Raw genomic sequence first — 22,375 nt, forward strand, 5'->3', positions numbered from 1 at the left:
ATGAAAAAATTATTAGAGGAGTATAGCGAGCTGGGAGTGAACTTTTGGGTAGAAGATGGAAAATTACATTTTAAGGCTCCAACTGGTGTACTTACAAATGAACGTAAAGAGCGATTGAAAGAATATAAAGAACAACTCCTTGATTATTTACAGAAGGAACAACAATCAATTATTCATGATACTGAAAAACGCTATGATTCCTTTCCGCTTACTGATATTCAATCAGCCTATTTAGTAGGTAGAAGCAACAATTATCGTTATGGAGGAATAGGTTGTAAAGTATATGCAGAACTAGTTGGCACTTTTTTTGATCCTACACGGCTTGAAAAGGCATGGCACCAAGTCATAAAGCGACATGATATGCTCCGTGCGATAGTGCATCAGGAAGGTTATCAGCAAGTATTAAAAAACGTAGAGCTCCCAACTATACAAGTTATTGATTTATCAGATGAAGTACCTGAAGTAGCCAATCAACGATTATTACATGTAAGAAATGAGTTATCTGTTAAGCAATATGCTCCTGATAAATGGCCGTTGTATGACCTAGTCCTTACACAGCAAAAAAATCAAAGTGTTATTCATCTATCTATTGATATGTTAATTGCTGACTTTGTCAGTATCAATGTATTAATAGCAGAATTAGAACACTATTACTATACAGAAAATACTCCATTACCAGCTTTAGATATTCAATTTAGAGATGTCATGATACAACAATATGAACAACGTGATCGCTCGATTGCCAATGAAAAAGCTAAAAATTATTGGACTAGTCGTTTAGAGACTTTCCCAGAGGCGCCAGAGTTACCCGTTCAAAGCGACAAAATTGATAGGAATACAATTCGTTTTGAACAATTTAATTTCCTGTTACCTAATCATAAATGGCAATTTTTAAGTCAGAAGGCAAAGGATCATCGGCTAACTCCTTCCAGTATTATTTTAACAGCTTTTGCTGAAATTATTGGCTTATGGTCAAAACAATCTCACTTTTGTATGAATATAACGATGCTTAATCGACCTAATATTCATGCTCAAATTAATGATGTAATTGGAGATTTTACGACCATCAATCTGTTAGAAATACATGCAAAAAGAGATAGAGCATTTTATGAGCATGCGGCTGAAATACAACAGCAGCTTTGGACAGACTTAGAGTATCGCGATTTTTCAGGAATTGAAGTATTGCGTGAATTAAAGCGACATCGTAATCGTGATGTTATGATACCGGTAGTTTATACAAGTACATTAGGTGCAAACGCGAATAGTCATATGTCTGAAAATGAGCCTAAGTTGAAATTAGCATATAAAATTAGTCAAACACCTCAAGTATGGATTGATTGTCAAGTATCTGAACAACCGGATGGAATATTAATAAATTGGGATGTACGTGAAGGTATTTTTCCAAGTGGGCTAATCGATTCAGCCTTTCAATTTTTTGTAGATCACTTAACAAAACTTGCAACTCACGAAACAGCATGGACAGAACGTCAATTATTAGGTTTACCTTTAGCAATGCAAAAGATTAGAAATGAAGTAAATAAAACAACGATTGATTTACCTAAGGGGTTACTCTATGACAATGTGCTAGATGCAATTACACAATATGCTAAAAATATAGCTATTTACGCAGATGGTAAATATTTTACATATGAGGAGCTCGGTCGTTATGTTTATGCCATTCAACAGGCATTGATTAATAAAGGTGTGCGGCAAGGAGATTTTGTAGCAATTGACTTACAGAAGGGTATTTGGCAAATTGCTGCTGTAATAGGAACATTAACAGCAGGTGGCGTGTATTTACCTTTAGATATTGAGCAACCGATTACTCGTAAAAAAAATATTATAAGTGAATCACAAACCACTTTTATTTTAGGTCATGCTAGCCATAGTGATTTATACGAACAAGAATCTCTTTCCTTTATTGAAGTCGAGCAATTAAACACTGCTTTAGAAGCACAGTTAATTCCTGTACGTCTAGATGTAGAACAGCCAGCTTATATTATTCATACGTCTGGCAGTACAGGAAAAGCGAAAGGCGTTATTGTTAGTCATAGGGCAGTACTAAATACAATAATGGATATGAATCATCGTTTCCAAGTAACAGAGCATGATCGAGTTTTAGCAATTGCCAATTTAGCTTTTGATTTATCGGTATACGATATTTTTGGATTATTAAGTGTTGGTGGTAGTGTTATATTACCAGAGCATAAACGTCTTAAAGATCCAAAACATTGGTTGGAGCTTTTAACATCTCATCAAGCCACTATTTGGAATTCAGTACCAGCCCAATTGCAACTTCTTCATGCATACATGCAGGATGCGACAACAACTCTTCATAAAAAATTACGTTTAGTATTTTTATCTGGAGATTGGATACCTGTTACATTACCAAAACAAATGGCACATTATTTTGAACAAGCGAAATTTATCAGCCTTGGTGGAGCAACAGAAGCAGCAATCTGGTCTATTTATTATCCAATAGATATAAATACTACCTATAAGAACAGTATTCCTTATGGTAAGCCATTAGCAAATCAATATTTTTATGTGTTGAATAAGGAGCTAGAGTCATGCCCTGATTGGACAATTGGTGATTTATATATTGGGGGAGAGGGGCTTGCCACCGGTTACCTACAGGATGAAAAAAATACTACAGCGAAATTTATTGTCCATCCTTACACTGGAGAACGTTTATATGCAACTGGAGATATAGGGAGATTGCTACCAGATGGTGTGATTGAGTTTTTAGGGAGAGAGGATACTCAAGTAAAAATTAATGGGCATCGTATTGAGTTAAGTGAAATTGAAAGTTCTATACAACGTATGCAGCTGATAGAGCATGCAGCGGTTATTGCAAGTAAAGATTTGGCAAGTAAAGAATTTAACATTTCAGCATTCGTGCAAGCAAGGAAAAATGCAAATGAAATAAAAACATTGGTTTCTTCAGAAAGATTAACAACTGTAGTTAAAAACGCTGGAGATCATGCGACCCATAATGTAGATCGAGAGTTATTTGCACAATGGTCTACAATTTCAAATTGGACAGCCGTACTAGATATTATGAAAACATTCCAAGACTTAGATATTTTTATAGATGATCGAGAATTTTCTATAAGTGAAATTCAGCAAATAGTCAAAGTACATCCATACTACCATCAGCTACTAAGAAGATGGCTGAATGTTTTATGTAAAGAAAATCTTATAAAGCAAAATCCAGCAACGTCAAACTATTATCTAGTCAATAAAGATTTACCACACAATGCATCAGAAATCTCTTGGCTAAAATGGAGAGACATTGAAGAAAAAATGCAGTATGGAAAAAAACTTGTGGATTACTTTGAAGATTCAAGTAAGCATCTTTTAGGTTTACTTCGCGGGGATATTGATTCATTAGATTTATTTTTCCCTAAAGGAAGCTTTGATATTGCTTTAGCGGCATATAAAGACAACCTAATTAGTCGTTCATTAAATGAAGTTACAATTCAAGCTGTCCATACAATTGTAGATGAATTTAGAAAGGCTAATCCAGAGAAAACGTTCCGAATTTTAGAGGTAGGAGCTGGCGTAGGCGGTGTAAGTTTAGAGTTAATACCAACATTAAATCATAAAAATGTAGAATATGTTTTTACAGATTTATCACAATTCTTTTTAAATGAAGCGCGAAAATCGTTTGAACCTTATAAGTGGGTTACATATGGTTTGTATGATATCAATCAATCCTATTGGTCTCAAGGAATTCAAGCATCTTCCTTTGATTTGATTTTATGTAATAATGTTTTACACAACGCTAAGAAAGCTCCACAAGTGTTACAAACCTTTAAGGAAATGACAGTTGAAGGAGGAGCGTTAATAGTAGCAGATACGACTGGGGAAAACTATTCACTTCTTACATCAATGGAATTTCATGCTGGTCTAAATGATTTTGAAGACTTTAGAAAAAACAATGATCAAGTATTTTTCAATCGTGAACAGTGGCACGAGTTATTTGCAGCAACAGAGGTGGAGATAGCCGGTGTATATCCTACAAAAAATGATCCATTAGCCGCTGCAAATCAGGCAGTATTTGTCGGTCAATTTATAGGTGAACGTAAGAGACTTTATGCGAGTGAGGTTCAGCAATATTTAGAAAGACAACTACCAAAATATATGATACCAGCGCATATTGAAGTGCTTCGTGAACTACCGTTATCTGAAAACGGCAAAGTGGATCGAGGTGCATTACAAAGTCGACTAGAAGCATCCAATCCATTTATTGCACAATCCGGTGAATCTCCGCAAGGTGACTTAGAGAACAGAATCGCAGAAATTTGGGCGAAAGCACTAAATAGAGAAAGTATTTGGCGCAATGAAAACTTCTATCAAGCAGGTGGCGATTCATTACTAGTTGCACAAGTTGTGGCAGCAATGAGAGATACACTTTCAGAAGTGGAGCATTGGGAGTGGGATCAATTAATGGTAGAGATTTTACAAACACCGACGATTGCAGAAATTGCAGAAAAGATAAGTCACTCGCTTGAAAATCATCAAACAATGCAGGATGAAACTGCCTCAGATACGAAAACATCTTTCGTTATATTAGCTGAAGGAGAGGTTGGCAGAAAAATAAAAGTACTATTCCACGATGGAACGGGAACACTTACACCTTACAATCAATTGCTCCCTTATTTAATAGATGAACCTAACCGCAAAGACACGATAGCAGGATTTATTTTTGGTGATGAAGAAGATTATTTAGCCTATACACCTGAAACACTTATTCAAAATTTAGGGCAAAAATATGCGCAACAATTGTTAAAGCTAAACGCTTCAAACATTGAATTAATAGGGTACTGTATGGGAGGGCTTATTGCTGTTGAAACGGCAAAGGTGTTACTTGCAGAAGGTGTTCAAGTTGAACCAGTCATTACAATAGATACTACGCCTTGTGATGCAAAGCTTCGAAATGATCTATTAATGGAAAGAACATTTGGTTTATTAATAGGCGCTGATCTTGTAAAAAGTGGTCACGATGTCGAGGATGAATTACTTAAAAAAGCACTACATGATTTAATCAAAAAAGAAGCGAATACCATTACAATTGAAGATTTATGTAATCTAACCGGAGAGTTTGCACCAATTGCACAATGTTATCAAAAGCTTGCTGGCAAGTCTCCTAAACAGAGATTAGTAGATTTATATACTACCGTTCCAGCTTTGCAAGGTGATATTTCAGCTTTTCAAAAGCAACGAATGGTAACGCTATATCAAATCTTCTGTCAAAGCTTTAAAGGTGTTGTATCGTATGGAACCGAGCCTTTCATGGGAGACGTAGTTGCATTTAGTTGTATTGATAAAACATCGTCCTTTTTACCAGTAATGAGTACAAGAAACGAAGAATTTTGGAGAGATATTATATTTGGTCATTTAAATATCATTCCTATAAATGGTAATCATATTACGTGTTTGCAGGAGCCTAATGTGAAAGAGACTGCTAAATTGCTGCTTAAAGGAGTAAGCCATGAACCATCAATTTAAAATAGGAATTATTGGCTACAATGGGGCTGTTGGACAAGCGGCTGTACGATATTTAAAAGATAAATATCCATTACGCTGTGGGAGTAGAAGTGAGCATAAAGAACATTCTCAATTAGACAAATTTATGGAATATATGCAGGTAGATATATATGACCAAATAGCGCTAGAGACATTTTGTGCAGGTTGTACAATCGTGTTAAATTGTGCAGGCCCCTCGTATAGCATTATTGATAGAGTGGCGCAAGCTGCCATAAAAGCTGGAGCTCATTATGTCGATGCATTTGGGGCAGATTTATTGGAGAAGAAATTTATGCAGCAGGAGCTAACTAATATAATGATTCTCTCAGCAGGAAGTTATCCCGGTTTATCGGGGATTCTTCCCCGCCTATTAGCTCAAGAAGGATTCGATCAAATAGATAAAATAAGCGGTTATGCAGGAGGAGAAGAAGTGTATAGTAAAGGCGCAGCAGCTGATATAATGCTTAGCTCTATCTATGGTTTTGGTACAGCGAATGCCTTTTATAAGGATGAAAAAATAGTACGTGATATAGCACAGACAGAAAAAATAAATGTGACAATTAATGGTGAGGAAAATACAGTCTATGCTCAAAGTTATCTAACAAATGAAACAATTCTTCTTGCAAAAAAGCTACATATAAAAGAAGCACATTGGCATAATATTTATCCAAATAAAGCTGTTTTTTCATTATTACAACAGGCATGTATACAATTAGCAATGAAAAATACGCCTGAACATTTACATCAAATTGTAGATGATCTGATGGAAAAACTTATCCTTTACCCTGTTCGACAAACATGGTACACACTCGTCATAGAGATGATTGGGAAATATAAGGGACAATCGATACGACGACAAGCTCAATTACTTTGTCAAAATAGCTTTACAATTAGTGGCATTATTTGTGCGCTATCAGTAGAAGCCATCATAGAAGGGATCGTTCAGGAAAATAGGGTTTATTGGGCTTACGACATATTGAATCCAAGTAATGTCATGCGAGAATTACATGAACAGCGTGTAATAGAGGATTTCATCATTACTTCACAGACAGAAAATCATGCAGGCTTGGAGGTAGGGATTTTATGAGGCCATTAAGAGTAGTCGTTTGTGGTACGAGATTCGGTGCGTATTATTTGCAAGCAATCTTAAATTTACCATCTCATTATAAGCTTGTAGGTATTTTATCTAGGGGTAGTAAACAGTCGCAAGAACTCGCCAATACATTGAATGTTCCACTTTATACAACTGTAGAAGCTATAACAAATGAGCAGGTGGATGTTGCATGCGTTGTTGTTAAATCAACGATCGTGGGTGGAGAAGGGACAAGCATAGCACAAGCATTTTTAGAGAAAGGCATACATGTTATACAGGAGCATCCTGTTCATGAAGCTGACTATGTAAAGTTAATTAAAAGTGCGAAAGTAGGTAATTGTAAATATCACTTAAATAGTTTTTATCCAAATGTCGATGCTGTACATTCCTTTATACAAACCGCGAAAACATTAAGAGAAGTTAGTGATATTATTTATTTAGAGGCGGCTTGTAGTATCCAAGTACTTTTTCCAATGCTAGATATTATAGGGCAAGCCCTTGGTAGTTTACAAACCTGTATACTTACACCAGTTAATATTCCTACAGAGCATGATCCTTTTTATATGCTATCTGGACAATTACGGGATACCCCTGTGACATTACGTGTTTTCAATCAAATGGACTTAGCTAATCCAGAAAGTAGCATTTATTTATTGCACAGAGTGACATTGGGAACGAATAGAGGAACATTATATTTACCGGACACGCACGGTTCAGTACATTGGATGCCGTGTATGAGTTCGTCATTAAACGAATCGGCTATATTAAATAATAGAATAGACAATAATTTTTTAAGCTATCCAGTGGAGGAGATTGTTTTTACAGCACAAAACAATAGCTTTGAAGATTTATATAAAAAGGTATGGCCTAAAAGCGTTGAACGCTCGCTTCTAACATTTTATGAAGATATTTGGAGTCGTTCTTACTTTAATCAAACAACACAATATTATTTAACAGCTTGTAAATTGTGGAATGATATTGGTAAAAAAATAGGGCCATCTCAAAAAGTTTGCATACAGGAACGCGAACCATTAAGAATGAAGGATTTGAAGGAGGATGAAGAATGGGTATGATGGATGTTAAAAAATGGTTCCCTTTTGTGGACGACTTAGATTATGAACATTGTAATAAGCTTTTCTGCTTCCATCATGCAGGAGGTAGTGCCGCCTCCTTTAGAAATTGGAAAACATGGGAGCAGAACTTAGCTGTATTTCCGATAGAGCTACCTGGTAAATCAACAAGAATAAAAGAACAATATATTACAGATTATCTTCATGTGATGCCACAAATTGCAGAAGCAATTAACAGAGTAACAAACCAAACGCGAATATATTTTTATGGTCATAGCATGGGAGCTATTCTTGCTTTTAAAACAGCCTGTTTACTAGAAGAAAAATATAAGAAAAAAGTGAATTTATTAATAGTAGCAGGTCGCCATGCACCTCAAGATCATTTCCCTGATGACTATCAAACATATATGGATGATAGTGAATTAGTTAAAGAATTAATACGAGTAGGAGGTACACCGAAAGAGTTATTGGAAAATAAAGAAGTTTTACAACATATTTTACCAATGGTGAAAAATGATTATCGTTTGAATGAGTCTTTTGATTATCGTAATGAATTATTTCATGGTCCGATTGTTGCTCATTGCGGAACTAATGATCCAGACGCACCAGCAAGTAGTACGAAAAATTGGGGAAATGTCACGACAAATTCTTTTAATTTGAAAGAGTTTTCGGGAAGTCACTTTTTCCCATATGAAAATAAACAGGATTATTATAAGAGTTTAGAGCAGAATTGTATACAGAGTTCTTCTAAGATTTGTATTAAGTAAAAAAAATTTTAAAATGAGGGTATCTTAAAATTAGAGATACCCCCGTTTTGTATTCATATAAAGTAATTATTGAACCTGTAAAAGCTGTAATACATCCTTACCAATTTGCCCAGGGTTTGTCTACATTTACCCATTTAACTACCTCAATATTTTTCTTAGCAAGCACACGTTTTTTGTGATCCACAGATCTCTTCATGGCTAACAAACTTGATGCACAAAAATAAACAGGGTTATATTTTTTCAATTGAAACGGGCCACTTACAAAATTTAATTGGAGCAAGTCCAGAGTTACTAGTGAAAAAGGAAGGGAATATTGTTACAATCAATCCATTAGCGGGTTCACGTAAACAAACCTTTAATGAGGTGAAAGATGCTGATAGATGCAATGGGGCTAAAAGAGAATTAAAATGATGCAAAGAAAGTATTCTAAAAAAGCACAACAAGATTTTTTTACAGTAAGAGCTTATGAAAAAGAATAGATAAAATTTGTAAGAATCCAAGCATAGAAATTATTAAAGACCTGGGCTAATGAGCATTCTTTAATCACATAAATAGTAAAAGGTGCTGCTCTATAGTCAACAAAGCTATAGCGACAGCACCTAATCATTTATTAGTGGAAATATTTATCGACACGTTGAAGTACTTCGTCAGCAGAAAGACCATCAGCGTCAATAACAGGTCCTGCCATGATAGGATCACTAATTCCCATAATATCTCTGTCTTGCCCAGTGATTACGCAGGCATCACATTTTTTCGCATCTTCTTCAGTACGAAGTTGAATAACTTCATAACCTTTTGCCTTTAAAGCGCCTTCAACGTTTGTTAACGATTGTTCCACACCAATTATTTTAGACATTACTCTTCCACCTCCTATATGTAATGTGTCAAATAGGCTTGCTAATTATTCACTTAATTCATTTTTTTGTTATACATAATTAATTTAATGGCGGGAAATTAGTGAAATTCATTTTCCACTGCAACGAAATGATATTAGCAATTATATATACTGAAGTACAACTTAAAAGAGGAGGGGACTTATATCGGAGGATGGACAAATGGAAGATCTACTTATATTTTTTTCTGTAAAAGATCGTAGACTTTGAAAAAACTGGTACATCAGCAAAAGTTGTGGATGACTTTTGTTAAAACGTCTACTATGTAAATAGTTGTTTAGAGTGGAGACTGGGCGACTCCTCGGGGGTCAGATCACAGCGTCAGGATAGCGCAGCGGATGTTTTCTGTGCGAAAGGGTAGTGCTAACGTAGCGGCAGCAACAAAGCACCTAGTCGGAACGGAAATCAACCACACGTTTTGGTGATGATCCGAAAATCTTGAAATACTATTATGGAATCAACAAAAGAGGAATCCCAACAATCATCCTAAATGATTGTTGAGACACCTCAATTCTTTTTCTTATTGTGGAGTATATTCTTGGCCGTTAATTGTTACTTTAGAAGCAGTAATTAGTATTTCTTTATTTGCTATGAAATATGGTTCTAAAATATTATTAAATGCTTCCCATTTCTCTTCAATTTTTGCTTTGTCTTCTTTTTTATCTAACTTTAAGATTTCTTCATAAAGCTGTTTTAATTGCTTGCTATCCGCTTCACTAATTTTGAATTCATAATCAGCCATGTATTCTTCAAATGTTGGAGGCGTTATGAATTGATCCATGATGTAATAGAAATCCTCCCATAGTTTTTCATACAAATCAGCATTGTCATCTTTTTCTGCTTTTTGAGCCTTATCATAAATATCTTTTAATTTTGCTAAAGATTCAGCTGGGATATCTAACTCAAATTTTTCTATGAATTCTTCAAATGTTGGAGTTGGATAAAGTTTTTCATAATACGGATGAAGAATTGTATAAAACTCATCCATTTTTTCGACTGCCTTTTCCTCTTGACCATCTTTTTCAAGTTTTACCCATTCTTCGTAAATACTTTTAAGTTTTTTATTATCATTTTCTTCAAAAACTATATTTTTTTCACTAAATTCGAAATCTGCCATATACTCTTCAAATGTTTGAGGTTGCCACTTAGCTAAAATATATGGTTTTGTGATTTTACCCATTTCTTTATATATTTTATCAATTTCTTCAAATTTCTTGTCGATTTCTTCTTCTGTCATGTCATTTGACAATTCTTTTTCCAGCTTTTTCTTTTCATTAAATAATTTTTCTAATTTTGTTAGCTCTTCTTTCGTCACCTCTTTAGGCAATTCTTTTTTATAAGCTTCGAATGTGTCGAAATCTGAATAATCCTCTGCTACGCTACCTTCAACAGTGATTTCTTGACCTTCTACAAAGTTCATTTTTTCAAGTTGTTCATTCGAAAATTTATAAAAGCTGATATAGTAGTTTTTACCATCTCTGCCTTTTAGATCAATGCCATCCCCGTAGATGCCTTTAATCGTTCCTGTAATTTGTTGTTCGATTTGAACAGTAACACCATTTGTTGGTTCTACTGCAGTAGCTCCTGCTTGAAGTGGTGTCAGAACAGCCATTCCTATTGTTAGTGCTGAAGCAATCATCCAAGTTTTTTTAATCGGTTTTTTCATAATCAATTCTCCCTTTTATTTACTCTGGAACTAACGTTTCCAATATTTAGACGTATTTCCAGACGAAAAGGTTCATTATTTTTTAAAAAATTTTAAAACATTCTATGTTGTTAAAAAGTTGGTTCATTACCAAAAGTTGTGGATGACTTTTGTTAAAACGTTTACTATGTAAATAGTTGACCTTCGTTCCGACTGGCCGACTCCTCGGGGATCAGCAATAGAGGAACGAAGGCTAAAAGCATCACATCCTGTGATAACGTCTTCGTGACCAACATCGTGTTGGCCCGAGACCCTACAGCGCAGCGGATGTCCATCAGACACCCCTAGGAAGCTTTGCTCTATGCGAAAGCGAAGCGTCAGGGATAAAGCGCCCAATCGGAACAGAAATCAACCACACGTTTTGGTGATGATCCAAAAAGTTCAAATATTGTAGGTAAAGTGCTTAAATAGTTGTATAACAATAAAGTTTGAGACTTGACTAAATTCAGAATGATGAAAATCGGGTGTATGGTGGTGAGAATATGGGAATCGCTGAAGTATTAACAATCGTCTTTATAGTATTAAAGCTCACGGATGTTATCGCATGGTCTTGGTCGTTAGTGCTTTTGCCAGCGATTATATCCTTTAGCATTTACGCATTAATTTTGGTGATGAAGTTAGTAATGGTTATGATAGCGGTAGTGGCAGTGAAAAAACGAAAAGAGATGTAGAATGGAGTTTTAAATAAAACGTACGCATTTGAATGATTCAAGCGGAATTTTTGATTTAGTTTTTCCATTTTTTCATCTAGAAGAAAAAACAAGATAAAGATCAGTAAGAGAAAGGGGATTTTTAAGTGAAATATTTCACTAAAAATTGGTATCGCGAAATGCAAGTCTATGGTTTTTTAACTTTTCCTGACTCTAAAGAAGATTGGGAAGATGGTTTAAATTGGAAAAACGAAGATGGGACAAGCTATATTGAAATGTTACAAGCAGAGTTGGAATGGCGAAAAAATGATTTATTAACGTTTCTTCCGGCGCCATTTCATCCATATATTTTAGAGGGTTCTCTAAAAACAGAATATCCATCTCGAGAATTAAGAAAAATGGCTGAAGAGTGGAATGAAAATTATCAAAGTCGTAGTCGAGATATACGTAAACAGTATTTACAACAATTTGAAGAAATAAAAGAGCAGCTACCATCTCAAGTTCTTGAAATACATACAAAATCATTACATGATGGAGAAGTATTATCTTTCTCCTCCACTGAAACTTCAATTACACTTATGATAGCTGGAACAAGTGTAGGTTGGTACGACACAAATGTAAAACTAACTTTTAGTGATATAGAGATATGTTCGGTTCCAGAACAATTAGAAGGTTCTTGGTGGCTATATGATGAAATCTATAAAACTAAAACAGGGTTTGAATTACACGTTTTATTTGACTGTCCACTTTGTGAATTAATGATACAGGCTAGGGAATTAAAGATTGAGACACTATAGACTGTGATATATATACAACGGAAGCATTTGTAACCAATAGATCCATGCTATGTGGATTTGTTGATTGGAGTGAGGCTGAGTGACTCCTTGGGATTAGCGTCACAGCTGATACCCTGGAGAAATCTGTGCGAAAGCGAAGCTACGCAACAAAAGTGGTTTATCGGACGCCTCCAGGAAAGCACTCAGTCGGTACGGAAATCAACGGCCCATTGTGTAGAAAGATCATATTTTATTTAAATCTCATAGACAAATGAAAAACAGCTGATTTCATAGATTTCAGCTGTTTTCTGTAAGAGAAGAATGTTTATTAAATTCAATCCAATATCCTATTTATTCGTTTGATACGTTTTAACTGCAGGGGGAGCATAAGCTGCACATTTATCTAATAGTCCCTCAACGTCTTCATCTACAAGTAGGGCATTTCGATATTGGGCTTGTAAAAATTGTTCGTTTTGCATATGGTCAAATAACCCAATGAGTAAATCATAATAATGATTGATATTTAAAAGTCCACAAGGCTTTTGCAGAAGGCCGATTTGATTCCAAGTGAATACTTCAAAAAATTCTTCTAACGTACCAGGGCCTCCGGGTAAAGCGATAAAGCCATCAGCAAGTTCCATCATTTTGCTTTTGCGTTCATGCATAGAATTGACGACTATTAGCTCTGTTAAATGCTTATGAGAAATTTCTCGTTCCTCTAACAATGTCGGAATAACCCCGATCACCTTGCCGCCTTCACGAAGTACCGTGTCTGCAACTGTTCCCATCATACCTACACTCGCACCGCCATAAATTAAGGTAATATTACGTTTTGCTAATTCTTTTCCTAGAAGAATAGCTCCTTCTTTATATGCTTCTGATGCACCGATGCTTGATCCGCAAAATACTGCAATACTATCCATCATTGTTCCCCCATATCTGTTAAGTATATTTCCGCAATAACGGGCAGTGAACTTTAGCGGGGGATGAAAAAGCCCCCTAATTCACGTTTCACTTTTATAGTATAATTTAAATTCAAGAGGAAAGAAATGGAGGAAATAGAAATGGAATTAAATGAGTTTCAAAAATGGCTAAAGGATTACTATGATACTCGTGGTTGGTCTGATTTAAGCATTTTTACGCGTATTGGTTTTCTAGCTGAAGAAACTGGAGAAGTGGCGAGAGCTATACGAGCGTTAGAGATTGGTAGAGATAGACCAGATGAAAAGATTCAATCATATGAAGAAAATAAGCAAGAATTAGTAGAGGAGCTTGGAGATGTTTTAGGGAATATTATTGTTATAGCAAATAAATATGATATTTCACTGGAAGAAATTTTTTCAGCGCATCAGGAAAAGCTAATGGAGCGTTATAAAGCATAGAATACATATAGAAGGGGGATTTATATGGATTATCAAATTGAGATTTTATTAGAAAATCACGATGACTTTACTACGTTTTTAAATACAAAATTAAAAGAGTATAACGATGAACATTCACCGTATCATAAAGAAAGTAGACAAAAGGGTTCTATTCGTTCGTTAAACCTAATCGTTACTGATCATCAACAGCAATGGATAGGCGGCATCACAGCTGAGGTTTATTGGGGTTGGGTTGAAATCAATAAATTTTGGTTTAGTAAAGAATACCGTGGAAAAGGTATTGGTGGACAGCTACTGGCCAAAGCTGAAGAAACGGCCAAGCAAATGGGTGCTACGAAGGCATTATTAACTACATATGACTTTCAAGCACGTACGTTTTATGAAGCGAGAGGTTATCAAGTTGTTGGGGAAATAAAAGATTATCCGCCCGGAAGTAGCTATTATACAATGGTTAAACATCTACTTTAAGTTTAAAAAGGCTGTCTGTTTAGCTCTTTGTGACAGCCTTTTGTTATATCCTTATTTATCCGCAAATCATAACTAAGCAATTCAATAAGTTTTTTAGTTCCCGTAATCGCATCAGAATAGACAACGAGTGGATATGCGGGGGAATCACCCATTAGATAAGGATCGTATACCAATGATAAAACGAAACAATGAATAACATTCTTTATTTAGGGGTTTTAAATATTCTTTAAGAAATAGCAAACATAAAAACAGAGTTAATTTTACATATCTTGTAGATTAACTCTGTTTTTATGTTTTAACAGCAACAATCTTTTTGAAAACAGCCTAAAAATATATGGCTAAAAAATGTCTAAAAAAACGCCCTAATGTCAAACTTATAATAAAGGGGAGATTTAGTGTGTACTCGATATCAAACTTTAAATTACTCGTTGATAATCAGGCAGAAATTGATACCATTCATCAAAATTGTGATCATTTAATCCAGACAACTGTAACGCCTAAAATGGATGAGGAAGTCAATACTTTTTTAGATGCCATTAATAAAAAACTAACCGAACAAGGATTTACAATTACAGAGACATCTACTGGACTAATCGCAAAATATAGTGAAGCAGTTATTAATGTTGACAAGCATTCGAAAGATTTAGAGGAGTGCTTTTTCATCAATTTAAATAATTATGCAGAGGATCAAGTTTCCATTGTTTTGGATGTTTCCGATATAATGATGCCGAAAATCTCCAATAATCTTGATGGCTACTCTGAAATTATTGAGCAAATGACAGATACATTAAAGTACGCAAAAAGTCTTGAAAAAGCTTGTACTTCACCTAAGTTTATTTATAAAACCCAAAGTAATATTATCTTTCATTCTGCTGAAGAAGTCGTCAATTATTATTTTCAGTAAAGAGGCAGCCACCCTTATATAAAATAGGGTGGCCGATAAATGAAGTGCTATTGTTTATATATTCCCGCTACAATATTTTAAACAATAAATTTTCTTCCGAATAAAAATAGTATCATCGATAGAGTGAAAAAATAGAGTGGCATAATCAACAACGAACCATTATGCAGGAAACTCATACCTGATGTTATTAAACTTACAAGTAAGTAATAGCCTAAGCTGAAAATTGCGCCAGCTGTCCCGATAACGTCCTGAAAGTTAACAAGTGCAAGGCTTAAGCAATTAGGTAGAGCAATTCCTGATCCTAATAAGGTAATAAAAATGGTTACTAAAATGCCCACTAGTAAGACAATATTAGGTAATGGGAAAGAACTAACGATTAGTAGCAATAAAGCGCCGATAGCCATCACAGAGCAACCGAGATGAATTACTTTCTCTGGCTGATAGCTACTGACAAGTCTTTTGGAAATCATGGCACCAATAATAGAGGCAAGCGCCACAATTATACCAAGAAATCCATAAAGTCCTGGTGATAAATTGAAATGATCAATAAAAATAAAGGGTGCTTCGGCATAGTAACTGAATAGCACGCCATTTATCCCACCAATTAGCAATCCAAAGGCAAGTACCCGTGGAGATGAAATAATACGTTTTACAACTGGGAAAATAGCAATTTTTTTTCTCATTGATGTATCTGTTGTTTCTGGAAGTCTAAAATAAGTGTAAATAAACAACAAAATACTCATTGCAACGAGCACAAAAAAAACGGCTCTAAAACCAAAGGCTTGATCGACCCAGCCACCAATCAGCGGCCCTACTGCAGGGGTAAAGGCAATCACCGCAGAAATTTGCGCAAACATAGCATGTCTCTTACTACCAGATACGCTTTCACGCAAGATAGTTTGCGTTATTATCGAGCCTGTCGCCGCCCCAAAGGCTTGTATAAATCTACTAACTAATAGAAAAGTAATAGTTTCTGCGTAAAAACACATGAAACTACCAATACTATAAAAAATTAAACCGCCTAGCATGGCCGGTCTTCGTCCAATAAAGTCAGAAATCCATCCCCAATAAAAAACCCCAAAAGCAAACCCTATAAAATAAATACTTAAGGTTAACTGTACAGAGCGATTTGAAGCATTCAAAGCGTCTGAAAGATCAGGTAGTGATGGTGAATAGATTGTCTCGCTAATCTGTGGAAAAGCTACAAGAACAATCATTAATAGTAAAGATGGTGCTACATGTTTTTTCAACTTATTGCCCTCCTACAAGCAAAATCTACTTCTTTAGCAAAGAGTAGACGTAGCTAGGGAAACGGCGGGACCATAATAAGTATTCGTTCATAAGATGTCATTTTCAATCACCTAAATATGCTTAAAGTAGGAGTGCATAGTTCTAGTTACAATTATAAAGATTTTTGCTATTTTTAAAAGGCATATATAGAAAAATTATGAATAACTTTAATAGTTTGGTTTAATTACCGAAAGCATGGTTTCATTTCCATTCCGGTAGAGCGTTTTCATTGTGTCAATAGGTGTTTTTTACGCTCCAGTCTTCACTTCGAATGAACGTAATAAAAATGCAAATGGTCATCACCAAATTTTAATGATAAATCTAAACTTTCAAAAAATTACTTGTACACATTATAAAACTTGTATAAAATAGAAACAAACGTTCTTATAGGGGGATTAAATGACTACATCTCATAAACAGTTACAGTTAGTATTATTCGATGCAAATGATATTCCTGGATTAATGGATCTTTCTAACTCTGTCGGGTGGGATTATGATGAATCCGAAATTAAAACGGTGATGATGTCAGGTAAAATATTTGGGCACAAAAATGCTGAAGGGAAAATTGTTTCAAGTGCTGCCATTATGACATATGATACAAATTTAGCTTGGTCATTGTGCATGCAAATTACAGAGGACTAGGCCTAGGGAAATTAGTTACTCAAAAATGTATTGAAAGTGTTTCCCAACATACAGCTATTATGCTCGTCGCAACGAAAGACGGAGAACCATTATATAAGAAACTAGGCTTTACAACTGTAGATTATGTGCATAAATATCTGGCTGACAATTATAGCGGTGCACATAACATAGCTTCTAATGAGTATACGATTGAAGATTATAATGAGAGTGATTTTGCTGAAATTGTCCGCTTAGATGCGGTCGCCTTTGGAGATAAAAGAAGTAATTTTTTACGGAATAGGATAAAACAAGCTAAGCATTGTATCGTTGTGAGAGATCATCAAACAAATATTATTGGCTTTGGGTTGTCCGTTCAAGGTCCGATAAATCTAATGTTAGGCCCAATCATAGCACCTGATTCTATAACAGCTAGTCTCATCATTAATACTTTAGCGAAAGACCATCATGGAAAATTAAGAATGGATGTACCATCTGGACATGCTGAAATGATAAAGTGGTTAGAGCAAAATGGTTTTACAGAGGTAAATAGACCTCCAGTTATGATTCTTCATGCAGAGGAAATGCCGACTAGAAATAATACGCTATTTACTATAGCCGCACAAATTTTTGGCTAACATCACTTTAACAAAGTGAGCACACTTTCTATTGGGTGTGCTTTTTTTGTTTTTAAAGGATTTTACTAGAAGTGTGGAGAATAGATGATAATAAAGGGGGAGAATGAATGTTTCCTAATTTAGAGACAGCAAGACTTATTTTAAGAGAATTAACGCAGGATGATGCGGAGGGTGTATTTAATTGCTTTTCTCATAAAGAAGTCACTCGCTATTATGGACAAGAGCCATTTATTGATTTACAGCAAGCACAAAGTTTAGTGAAATTATTTTCAAAGAACTTTGCTGAAAAAAGAGGGATAAGGTGGGGGATTGAAAGAAAGGAAACAAAAGGTATAATCGGCACAATTGGTTATAACGCTTGGTCGCCTAGCCATAGACGGGCAGAGATCGGTTATGAAATTCATCCTGATTATTGGAGAAAAGGATATACACAAGAAGCGGTTACCGAAATTGTGTCGTATGGCTTTGAGCATATGGGTCTTACCCGTATAGGTGCTGTTGTATTTATAGAAAATGAAGCCTCGAATAAGCTGCTAACTAAAGTGGGCTTTCAAAAGGAAGGAATTCTTCGAGATTATATGTATCAAAATGGTCAGGCGCACGATACATTTGTCTATTCTATATTAAAAAATAGATAAGTATGTTTTCTATTAACCATGGAAATATAGGTAAGGCATTGTTATATACCTTTTATTGGTTAATAAATGATAACTAAGATACAGTTTTGCATTTGCTTTTTTCGGTTATAGTGCTAGTAAAGGCTAGGATTTTTATTAGTGGTGAAAAAGTAACAGTAAGGGGCTTTGTGAAATGGGAATACAATATAGCACAGCTTATTTTGAAAAGTTGGATTTACTTGAAATTTTATATGCGGGGCAAGCAGCGTTAAAAGAAACGCTACCTACGCACAATGCCAGTAAAAATTATTTAGAACGCTTTGAACAAATAGAAGCAGCCATTGCTAAGCTAAATAAGGAAATTCGAATCCTTGAGCTAAACATTATCCAATCTGTAGATATTGAATAGATAAAAGTAAAAAAACTCATGCAATAAATAAATGCGTGAGTTTTTTTGTTATTTCAAACGATTATTAAACTTCCCCCTCCTTCATATTAGATCAAAATCCTTCTGGTGAAACAACGTCTTCCTTATAGGAACTACGTTTTACTACTATTAGAAGTAATACTAAAATACTTATAAACAGCAATTCAGCATAATGAAATTGCTGCAGAGTTTCAAAGGACTTCACTGAAGGAAAGTTAGCATATAACTCAAACGCTATATTGGGAGTTATTATGTATTGGCTACAACACGATACGCAACAAATCTAATAACATTTTTACTTTAAATTACAAAATTGGTATAACAAATAAGGTGAATTGGATTATTATGTTACAATTAAAGTACTGATTATGATGGATTTTTACGAAGGGGTGTATTAAATGAAATCAAAAAGAGTCGGAATTTTACTTTATGATTATGTAGATGTTTTAGATTTTACAGGACCAGCAGAAGTATTAGCACTAACAACTAAGAATAAAGTCGAGGAAACCTTAACTCTTTATAAAAAAGAATTATTACCTACGAAACCATTTGAAATATTTACCATTTCAGAAACAGGGGAGCAAATAAAAACGCATTCAGGAATAAAAGTAGAACCTGACTTTAGTTTTGACATTAGCCCTGAACTAGATATTCTAATTATACCAGGAGGACCTTTAAGAGCTGTTCAATCTATGATTAAAAACCAAAAAATTAAAGAGTGGATTATCAAACATAAAAATAGTGAATACATATGCTCAGTTTGCACGGGTGCGTATATTTTGGGCAGTACTGGATTATTAAACGGCAAAAAAGCAACTACTCATCATTTAGCATTAAAAAATTTACAAGAAAAATACCCTGAGATTCAAGTAGTATCAGAAAGCAAAGTTATTCATGATAGTAACCTCATAACTTCTGGAGGGGTTTCATCAGGAATTAATATGGCTTTATATCTTGTTGAGCGAATTATGGGGAAATCTGTAGCGAAGCGAACAGCTAAAACTATTGAATTTGCACTTTAATATAACTGTGTCATCTAAACAAAAAGGCTCTCTTTATACCTTCGAACTGTATCCCAATTGTTGTACTACAATCTACTACTAAAAAAATTTAAGTACTTTCAAAAATCAAAATGGAAACTTCGGTAATAAGATTAATTTATGAAAATTGATAATTAACATTGATTTTACTTATGTTTCGACTGATTGTAAAATAATGTTAGTAAGAAAATCCATCAAGAAAAGAGTGATAAAAATGAGCATTGATTTTCACAACAAAGACAATCAAACTACTTATACAACTCGACAGGCTGACCACTCGTGGATCGAAGCAATAAAAGAACTTGTCCCGATCATGCATACTTCGAAGGCTGCAGATATTGGCTGTGGCGGAGGCATTTATGCTAAAGCATTAGCAGATATGAATGTACCTTCTGTAATAGGTGTGGATTTTTCACAAGCTATGCTCGTTGGGGCAAAAGAAAATTGTAAAGGCTATGATAATATTACTTTCAAGCAAGGAAATGCATTGGCTACAGGCTTAGACAATGACAGTTTCCAGTTAGTACTAGAAAGAGCTTTAATTCATCATATCCAAGATTTAAAAGCTTGTTTTCAAGAGGCATATAGAATTTTGGAGGATAAAGGGATTTACATTATCCAAGACCGGACACCTGAAGATTGTTTATTAAAAGGTGATGACCACCATATTAGGGGCTATTTCTTTGAGCGTTTTCCAAAATTAAGAGAGCAAGAAATAAAACGCAGACATAGAAGTGAGCTAGTAATTAAAACACTTAAGGCAATTGGGTTTAGCGAGGTGCAAGAAGTACAGCTATGGGAAACAAGAAATGTGTATGAACAAAAAGAGCAATTGTTAAAAGATTTACGGGAAAGAACAGGCAGAAGTATTTTGCACGAGTTAGACGATGAAGAATTAAATGAATTAGTGAATTATATGGATAAGTCGATTTCAACTGAGAGTTTTATAGTTGAAAAGGACAGATGGACCATTTGGAAAGCTGTAAAATAATTTACTTTTTAAGTCTGTTGTTAGTAGTTATCCACTGGTTGAGTAGTTCAATCCGTCAGTATGGCTCTGCTATCCGTCGATTCGATCAAAAGAAGCTCTCGGTCGCTGTCAACCGAGAGCTTTTAACTATTTATTTCCCTACTAATGCGAAAAGGTATTGATCTCGATCCGCTTCCTCTTGCATTGTATTATCGACTAACATTGCACCATACCTCACATTTGTCATATCACGATCAACTAAAAATTGAACATTCACTTTCGAGGCTTTATTATTGACTGGACAGTCTCCTTTAAATTCAACAACATCCTGTCCTTTTTGGGTTTCAAAATACACCCAGTATGGATTTTGACAAACGCTAGCAAAACCCGATTCTATTGTTTTACTACTATTTTCGAATGAATAGTTTTTTACATATGTAATATATTCATTATCTGTAATGTCCTTTTGTGGACCGTAAAAATACCAGAACACCCCTAAAATTCCGATCGGCACAATCCACAGTATATTCCTTTTGCTTAATTTCCCCATATTTAAAGCCCCCTTTATTAAAATATTTTATCATCTTTATGCTGTTTTTTGCTAGCTTACTATAATATTTTCTAGTTTGTGATTCAATATTGTAAAAAACGAATTTGGGAAAGAAATTGATTTTTTTGCGGTTTGTTGATGAATGGGGATTTTTTTGTAAATAAAAGAAACTATGAGGCTTATGATGACGTCATGTATGAAAGGGTTATTCAAATGGCAGTAGCGCATATTTGAAAAACGTTAATTTACTGAGAAATGAAAAGCAAGGAGATTTAAAAATGAATTATGGAATATTTCAATGGATCAATGATCTAGCTGGTCGCTATTCTTTGCTGGATAAGGGGATGATTTTCATCACTGATAGCGTTCCTTATATCGTTATCGTATTCATGTTATTTTTATGGTTTACAGCAAACAAAGAAAAAAGGACAGAAAAACAATATACAGCTTTTTACATTGTCTTTACATGTTTACTTGGATTGGGTCTAAACGCACTCATTCACCTATTCAACTATCATCCACGACCATTCATTACATATGATGTTCATCAGTTAGTACCACATGCTGATGATTCTTCGTTTGTAAGTGATCATTCAGTATTAGTATTCGCTCTAGCGTGGACGTTACTTTTACGAAAAGACTCGTGGAAGTATCCTGTATTAGTATGGGCCATCTTAGTAGGTATTTCACGTATCTTCGTCGGCGTACATTATCCAGCTGACGTGATTGGTGGAGCCCTTCTGTCATTTGGGGCAAGTTTAGTCATTATCAAGTTCTCCAAAGTTTTGGAGCCGGTTGTACAAGTTCTATTTAAAATCTATAACAAACTAACGAAACATATCCCTTTTTTAGCAAAGTTCGGTCATAAAGATCTAAGTCAGGGGAATTAATAAAGTAGAGATGAAGAGTCGCATATTAATGCGGCTCTTTATTTTGTTAATAAAAAAATTATGGGTATACAAAAACAAAAGTACATTCATTCCGA

The 22,375-nt window shown here is 34.8% G+C and carries 22 protein-coding genes; 17 read left to right on the plus strand and 5 right to left on the minus strand.

Annotation, left to right across the window (positions count from 1 at the left end; genetic code table 11):
• The 5 genes from PVA17_RS08210 to PVA17_RS08230 all read left to right on the plus strand — a co-directional run bounded on the left by PVA17_RS08210 (position 1) and on the right by PVA17_RS08230 (position 8,873).
• Positions 1–5,514, plus strand: coding sequence for a non-ribosomal peptide synthetase (locus tag PVA17_RS08210; RefSeq protein ID WP_274067403.1), 5,514 nt, complete (start codon positions 1–3; stop codon positions 5,512–5,514).
• The gene (locus PVA17_RS08215) at positions 5,498–6,619 is read left to right on the plus strand and encodes a saccharopine dehydrogenase NADP-binding domain-containing protein (RefSeq protein ID WP_274067404.1); all 1,122 of its coding nucleotides are present in this window, start codon (positions 5,498–5,500) and stop codon (positions 6,617–6,619) included. The genes PVA17_RS08210 and PVA17_RS08215 overlap by 17 nt, the downstream gene beginning before the upstream one ends.
• A complete protein-coding gene (locus PVA17_RS08220) occupies positions 6,616–7,698 on the plus strand; it encodes a Gfo/Idh/MocA family oxidoreductase (RefSeq protein WP_274067405.1) in 1,083 nt (360 codons plus the stop codon). The genes PVA17_RS08215 and PVA17_RS08220 overlap by 4 nt, the downstream gene beginning before the upstream one ends.
• Entirely contained in the window at positions 7,689–8,462 is a 774-nt protein-coding gene (locus tag PVA17_RS08225; RefSeq protein WP_274067406.1) for a thioesterase II family protein, read from the plus strand. The genes PVA17_RS08220 and PVA17_RS08225 overlap by 10 nt, the downstream gene beginning before the upstream one ends.
• 186 nt (positions 8,463–8,648) lie before the next feature.
• Complete coding sequence (locus tag PVA17_RS08230) at positions 8,649–8,873, plus strand: chorismate-binding protein (protein ID WP_274067449.1); 225 nt, start codon at positions 8,649–8,651, stop codon at positions 8,871–8,873.
• 199 nt (positions 8,874–9,072) lie between these two features.
• On the opposite strand, the gene PVA17_RS08235 is transcribed toward PVA17_RS08230, so the two are convergent.
• Both PVA17_RS08235 and PVA17_RS08240 read right to left on the minus strand, forming a co-directional pair.
• Entirely contained in the window at positions 9,073–9,318 is a 246-nt protein-coding gene (locus PVA17_RS08235; protein WP_274067407.1) for a YkuS family protein, read from the minus strand.
• Positions 9,319–9,875: 557 nt separating this feature from the next.
• Complete coding sequence (locus tag PVA17_RS08240) at positions 9,876–11,021, minus strand: hypothetical protein (RefSeq protein ID WP_274067408.1); 1,146 nt, start codon at positions 11,019–11,021, stop codon at positions 9,876–9,878.
• 521 nt (positions 11,022–11,542) lie between these two features.
• Here PVA17_RS08240 and PVA17_RS08245 point away from each other — a divergent pair.
• Positions 11,543–11,731 (plus strand): transmembrane Fragile-X-F protein, encoded by a 189-nt coding sequence (locus PVA17_RS08245; protein WP_132358613.1) that lies wholly within the window; start codon positions 11,543–11,545, stop codon positions 11,729–11,731.
• Positions 11,732–11,856: 125 nt separating this feature from the next.
• Positions 11,857–12,507 carry a DUF4085 family protein gene (locus PVA17_RS08250; RefSeq protein WP_274067409.1) on the plus strand — a complete coding sequence of 217 codons (651 nt, stop codon included), beginning with the start codon at positions 11,857–11,859 and terminating at the stop codon, positions 12,505–12,507.
• Between the two features lie 326 nt (positions 12,508–12,833).
• Here the strand turns inward: PVA17_RS08250 and PVA17_RS08255 are convergent, their stop codons facing one another.
• On the minus strand, positions 12,834–13,409 hold the full coding sequence (locus tag PVA17_RS08255; protein ID WP_132358713.1) for an LOG family protein: 576 nt from the start codon (positions 13,407–13,409) through the stop codon (positions 12,834–12,836).
• Between the two features lie 141 nt (positions 13,410–13,550).
• Between PVA17_RS08255 and PVA17_RS08260 the strand changes: the two genes are divergently transcribed.
• The 3 genes from PVA17_RS08260 to PVA17_RS08270 all read left to right on the plus strand — a co-directional run bounded on the left by PVA17_RS08260 (position 13,551) and on the right by PVA17_RS08270 (position 15,240).
• A complete protein-coding gene (locus PVA17_RS08260) occupies positions 13,551–13,868 on the plus strand; it encodes a MazG nucleotide pyrophosphohydrolase domain-containing protein (RefSeq protein WP_053482762.1) in 318 nt (105 codons plus the stop codon).
• 24 nt (positions 13,869–13,892) lie between these two features.
• Positions 13,893–14,336: a GNAT family N-acetyltransferase gene (locus PVA17_RS08265; protein WP_274067410.1), complete on the plus strand. Its 444-nt coding sequence runs from the start codon at positions 13,893–13,895 to the stop codon at positions 14,334–14,336.
• 397 nt (positions 14,337–14,733) lie between these two features.
• The gene (locus PVA17_RS08270) at positions 14,734–15,240 is read left to right on the plus strand and encodes a hypothetical protein (protein WP_132358607.1); all 507 of its coding nucleotides are present in this window, start codon (positions 14,734–14,736) and stop codon (positions 15,238–15,240) included.
• Positions 15,241–15,317: 77 nt separating this feature from the next.
• On the opposite strand, the gene PVA17_RS08275 is transcribed toward PVA17_RS08270, so the two are convergent.
• Complete coding sequence (locus PVA17_RS08275; protein ID WP_274067411.1) at positions 15,318–16,490, minus strand: multidrug effflux MFS transporter; 1,173 nt, start codon at positions 16,488–16,490, stop codon at positions 15,318–15,320.
• Between the two features lie 439 nt (positions 16,491–16,929).
• On the opposite strand from PVA17_RS08275, the gene PVA17_RS08280 reads away from it, so the two are divergent.
• The 6 genes from PVA17_RS08280 (at position 16,930) to PVA17_RS08305 (ending at position 20,861) form a co-directional block, all read left to right on the plus strand.
• A complete protein-coding gene (locus PVA17_RS08280; protein ID WP_274067412.1) occupies positions 16,930–17,172 on the plus strand; it encodes a hypothetical protein in 243 nt (80 codons plus the stop codon).
• Positions 17,148–17,786 carry a GNAT family N-acetyltransferase gene (locus tag PVA17_RS08285; RefSeq protein ID WP_274067413.1) on the plus strand — a complete coding sequence of 213 codons (639 nt, stop codon included), beginning with the start codon at positions 17,148–17,150 and terminating at the stop codon, positions 17,784–17,786. Before PVA17_RS08280 ends, PVA17_RS08285 begins: the two co-directional genes overlap by 25 nt.
• 107 nt (positions 17,787–17,893) lie before the next feature.
• Positions 17,894–18,424 carry a GNAT family N-acetyltransferase gene (locus PVA17_RS08290; protein ID WP_274067414.1) on the plus strand — a complete coding sequence of 177 codons (531 nt, stop codon included), beginning with the start codon at positions 17,894–17,896 and terminating at the stop codon, positions 18,422–18,424.
• A 172-nt stretch (positions 18,425–18,596) separates the two neighbouring features.
• On the plus strand, positions 18,597–18,812 hold the full coding sequence (locus PVA17_RS08295; RefSeq protein WP_132358601.1) for a hypothetical protein: 216 nt from the start codon (positions 18,597–18,599) through the stop codon (positions 18,810–18,812).
• A 416-nt stretch (positions 18,813–19,228) separates the two neighbouring features.
• On the plus strand, positions 19,229–19,852 hold the full coding sequence (locus PVA17_RS08300; RefSeq protein WP_274067415.1) for a DJ-1/PfpI family protein: 624 nt from the start codon (positions 19,229–19,231) through the stop codon (positions 19,850–19,852).
• A 232-nt stretch (positions 19,853–20,084) separates the two neighbouring features.
• Positions 20,085–20,861 (plus strand): class I SAM-dependent methyltransferase, encoded by a 777-nt coding sequence (locus PVA17_RS08305; protein WP_274067416.1) that lies wholly within the window; start codon positions 20,085–20,087, stop codon positions 20,859–20,861.
• A 130-nt stretch (positions 20,862–20,991) separates the two neighbouring features.
• On the opposite strand, the gene PVA17_RS08310 is transcribed toward PVA17_RS08305, so the two are convergent.
• Positions 20,992–21,390: a glucosamine 6-phosphate synthetase gene (locus tag PVA17_RS08310; RefSeq protein WP_274067417.1), complete on the minus strand. Its 399-nt coding sequence runs from the start codon at positions 21,388–21,390 to the stop codon at positions 20,992–20,994.
• 278 nt (positions 21,391–21,668) lie between these two features.
• Here PVA17_RS08310 and PVA17_RS08315 point away from each other — a divergent pair, with 278 nt between their 5' ends.
• A complete protein-coding gene (locus PVA17_RS08315) occupies positions 21,669–22,280 on the plus strand; it encodes an undecaprenyl-diphosphatase (RefSeq protein WP_132358595.1) in 612 nt (203 codons plus the stop codon).
• Positions 22,281–22,375 lie beyond the last annotated feature (95 nt).

The organism is Lysinibacillus sp. CNPSo 3705, from assembly GCF_028674935.1.
GTDB lineage: Bacteria > Bacillota > Bacilli > Bacillales_A > Planococcaceae > Lysinibacillus.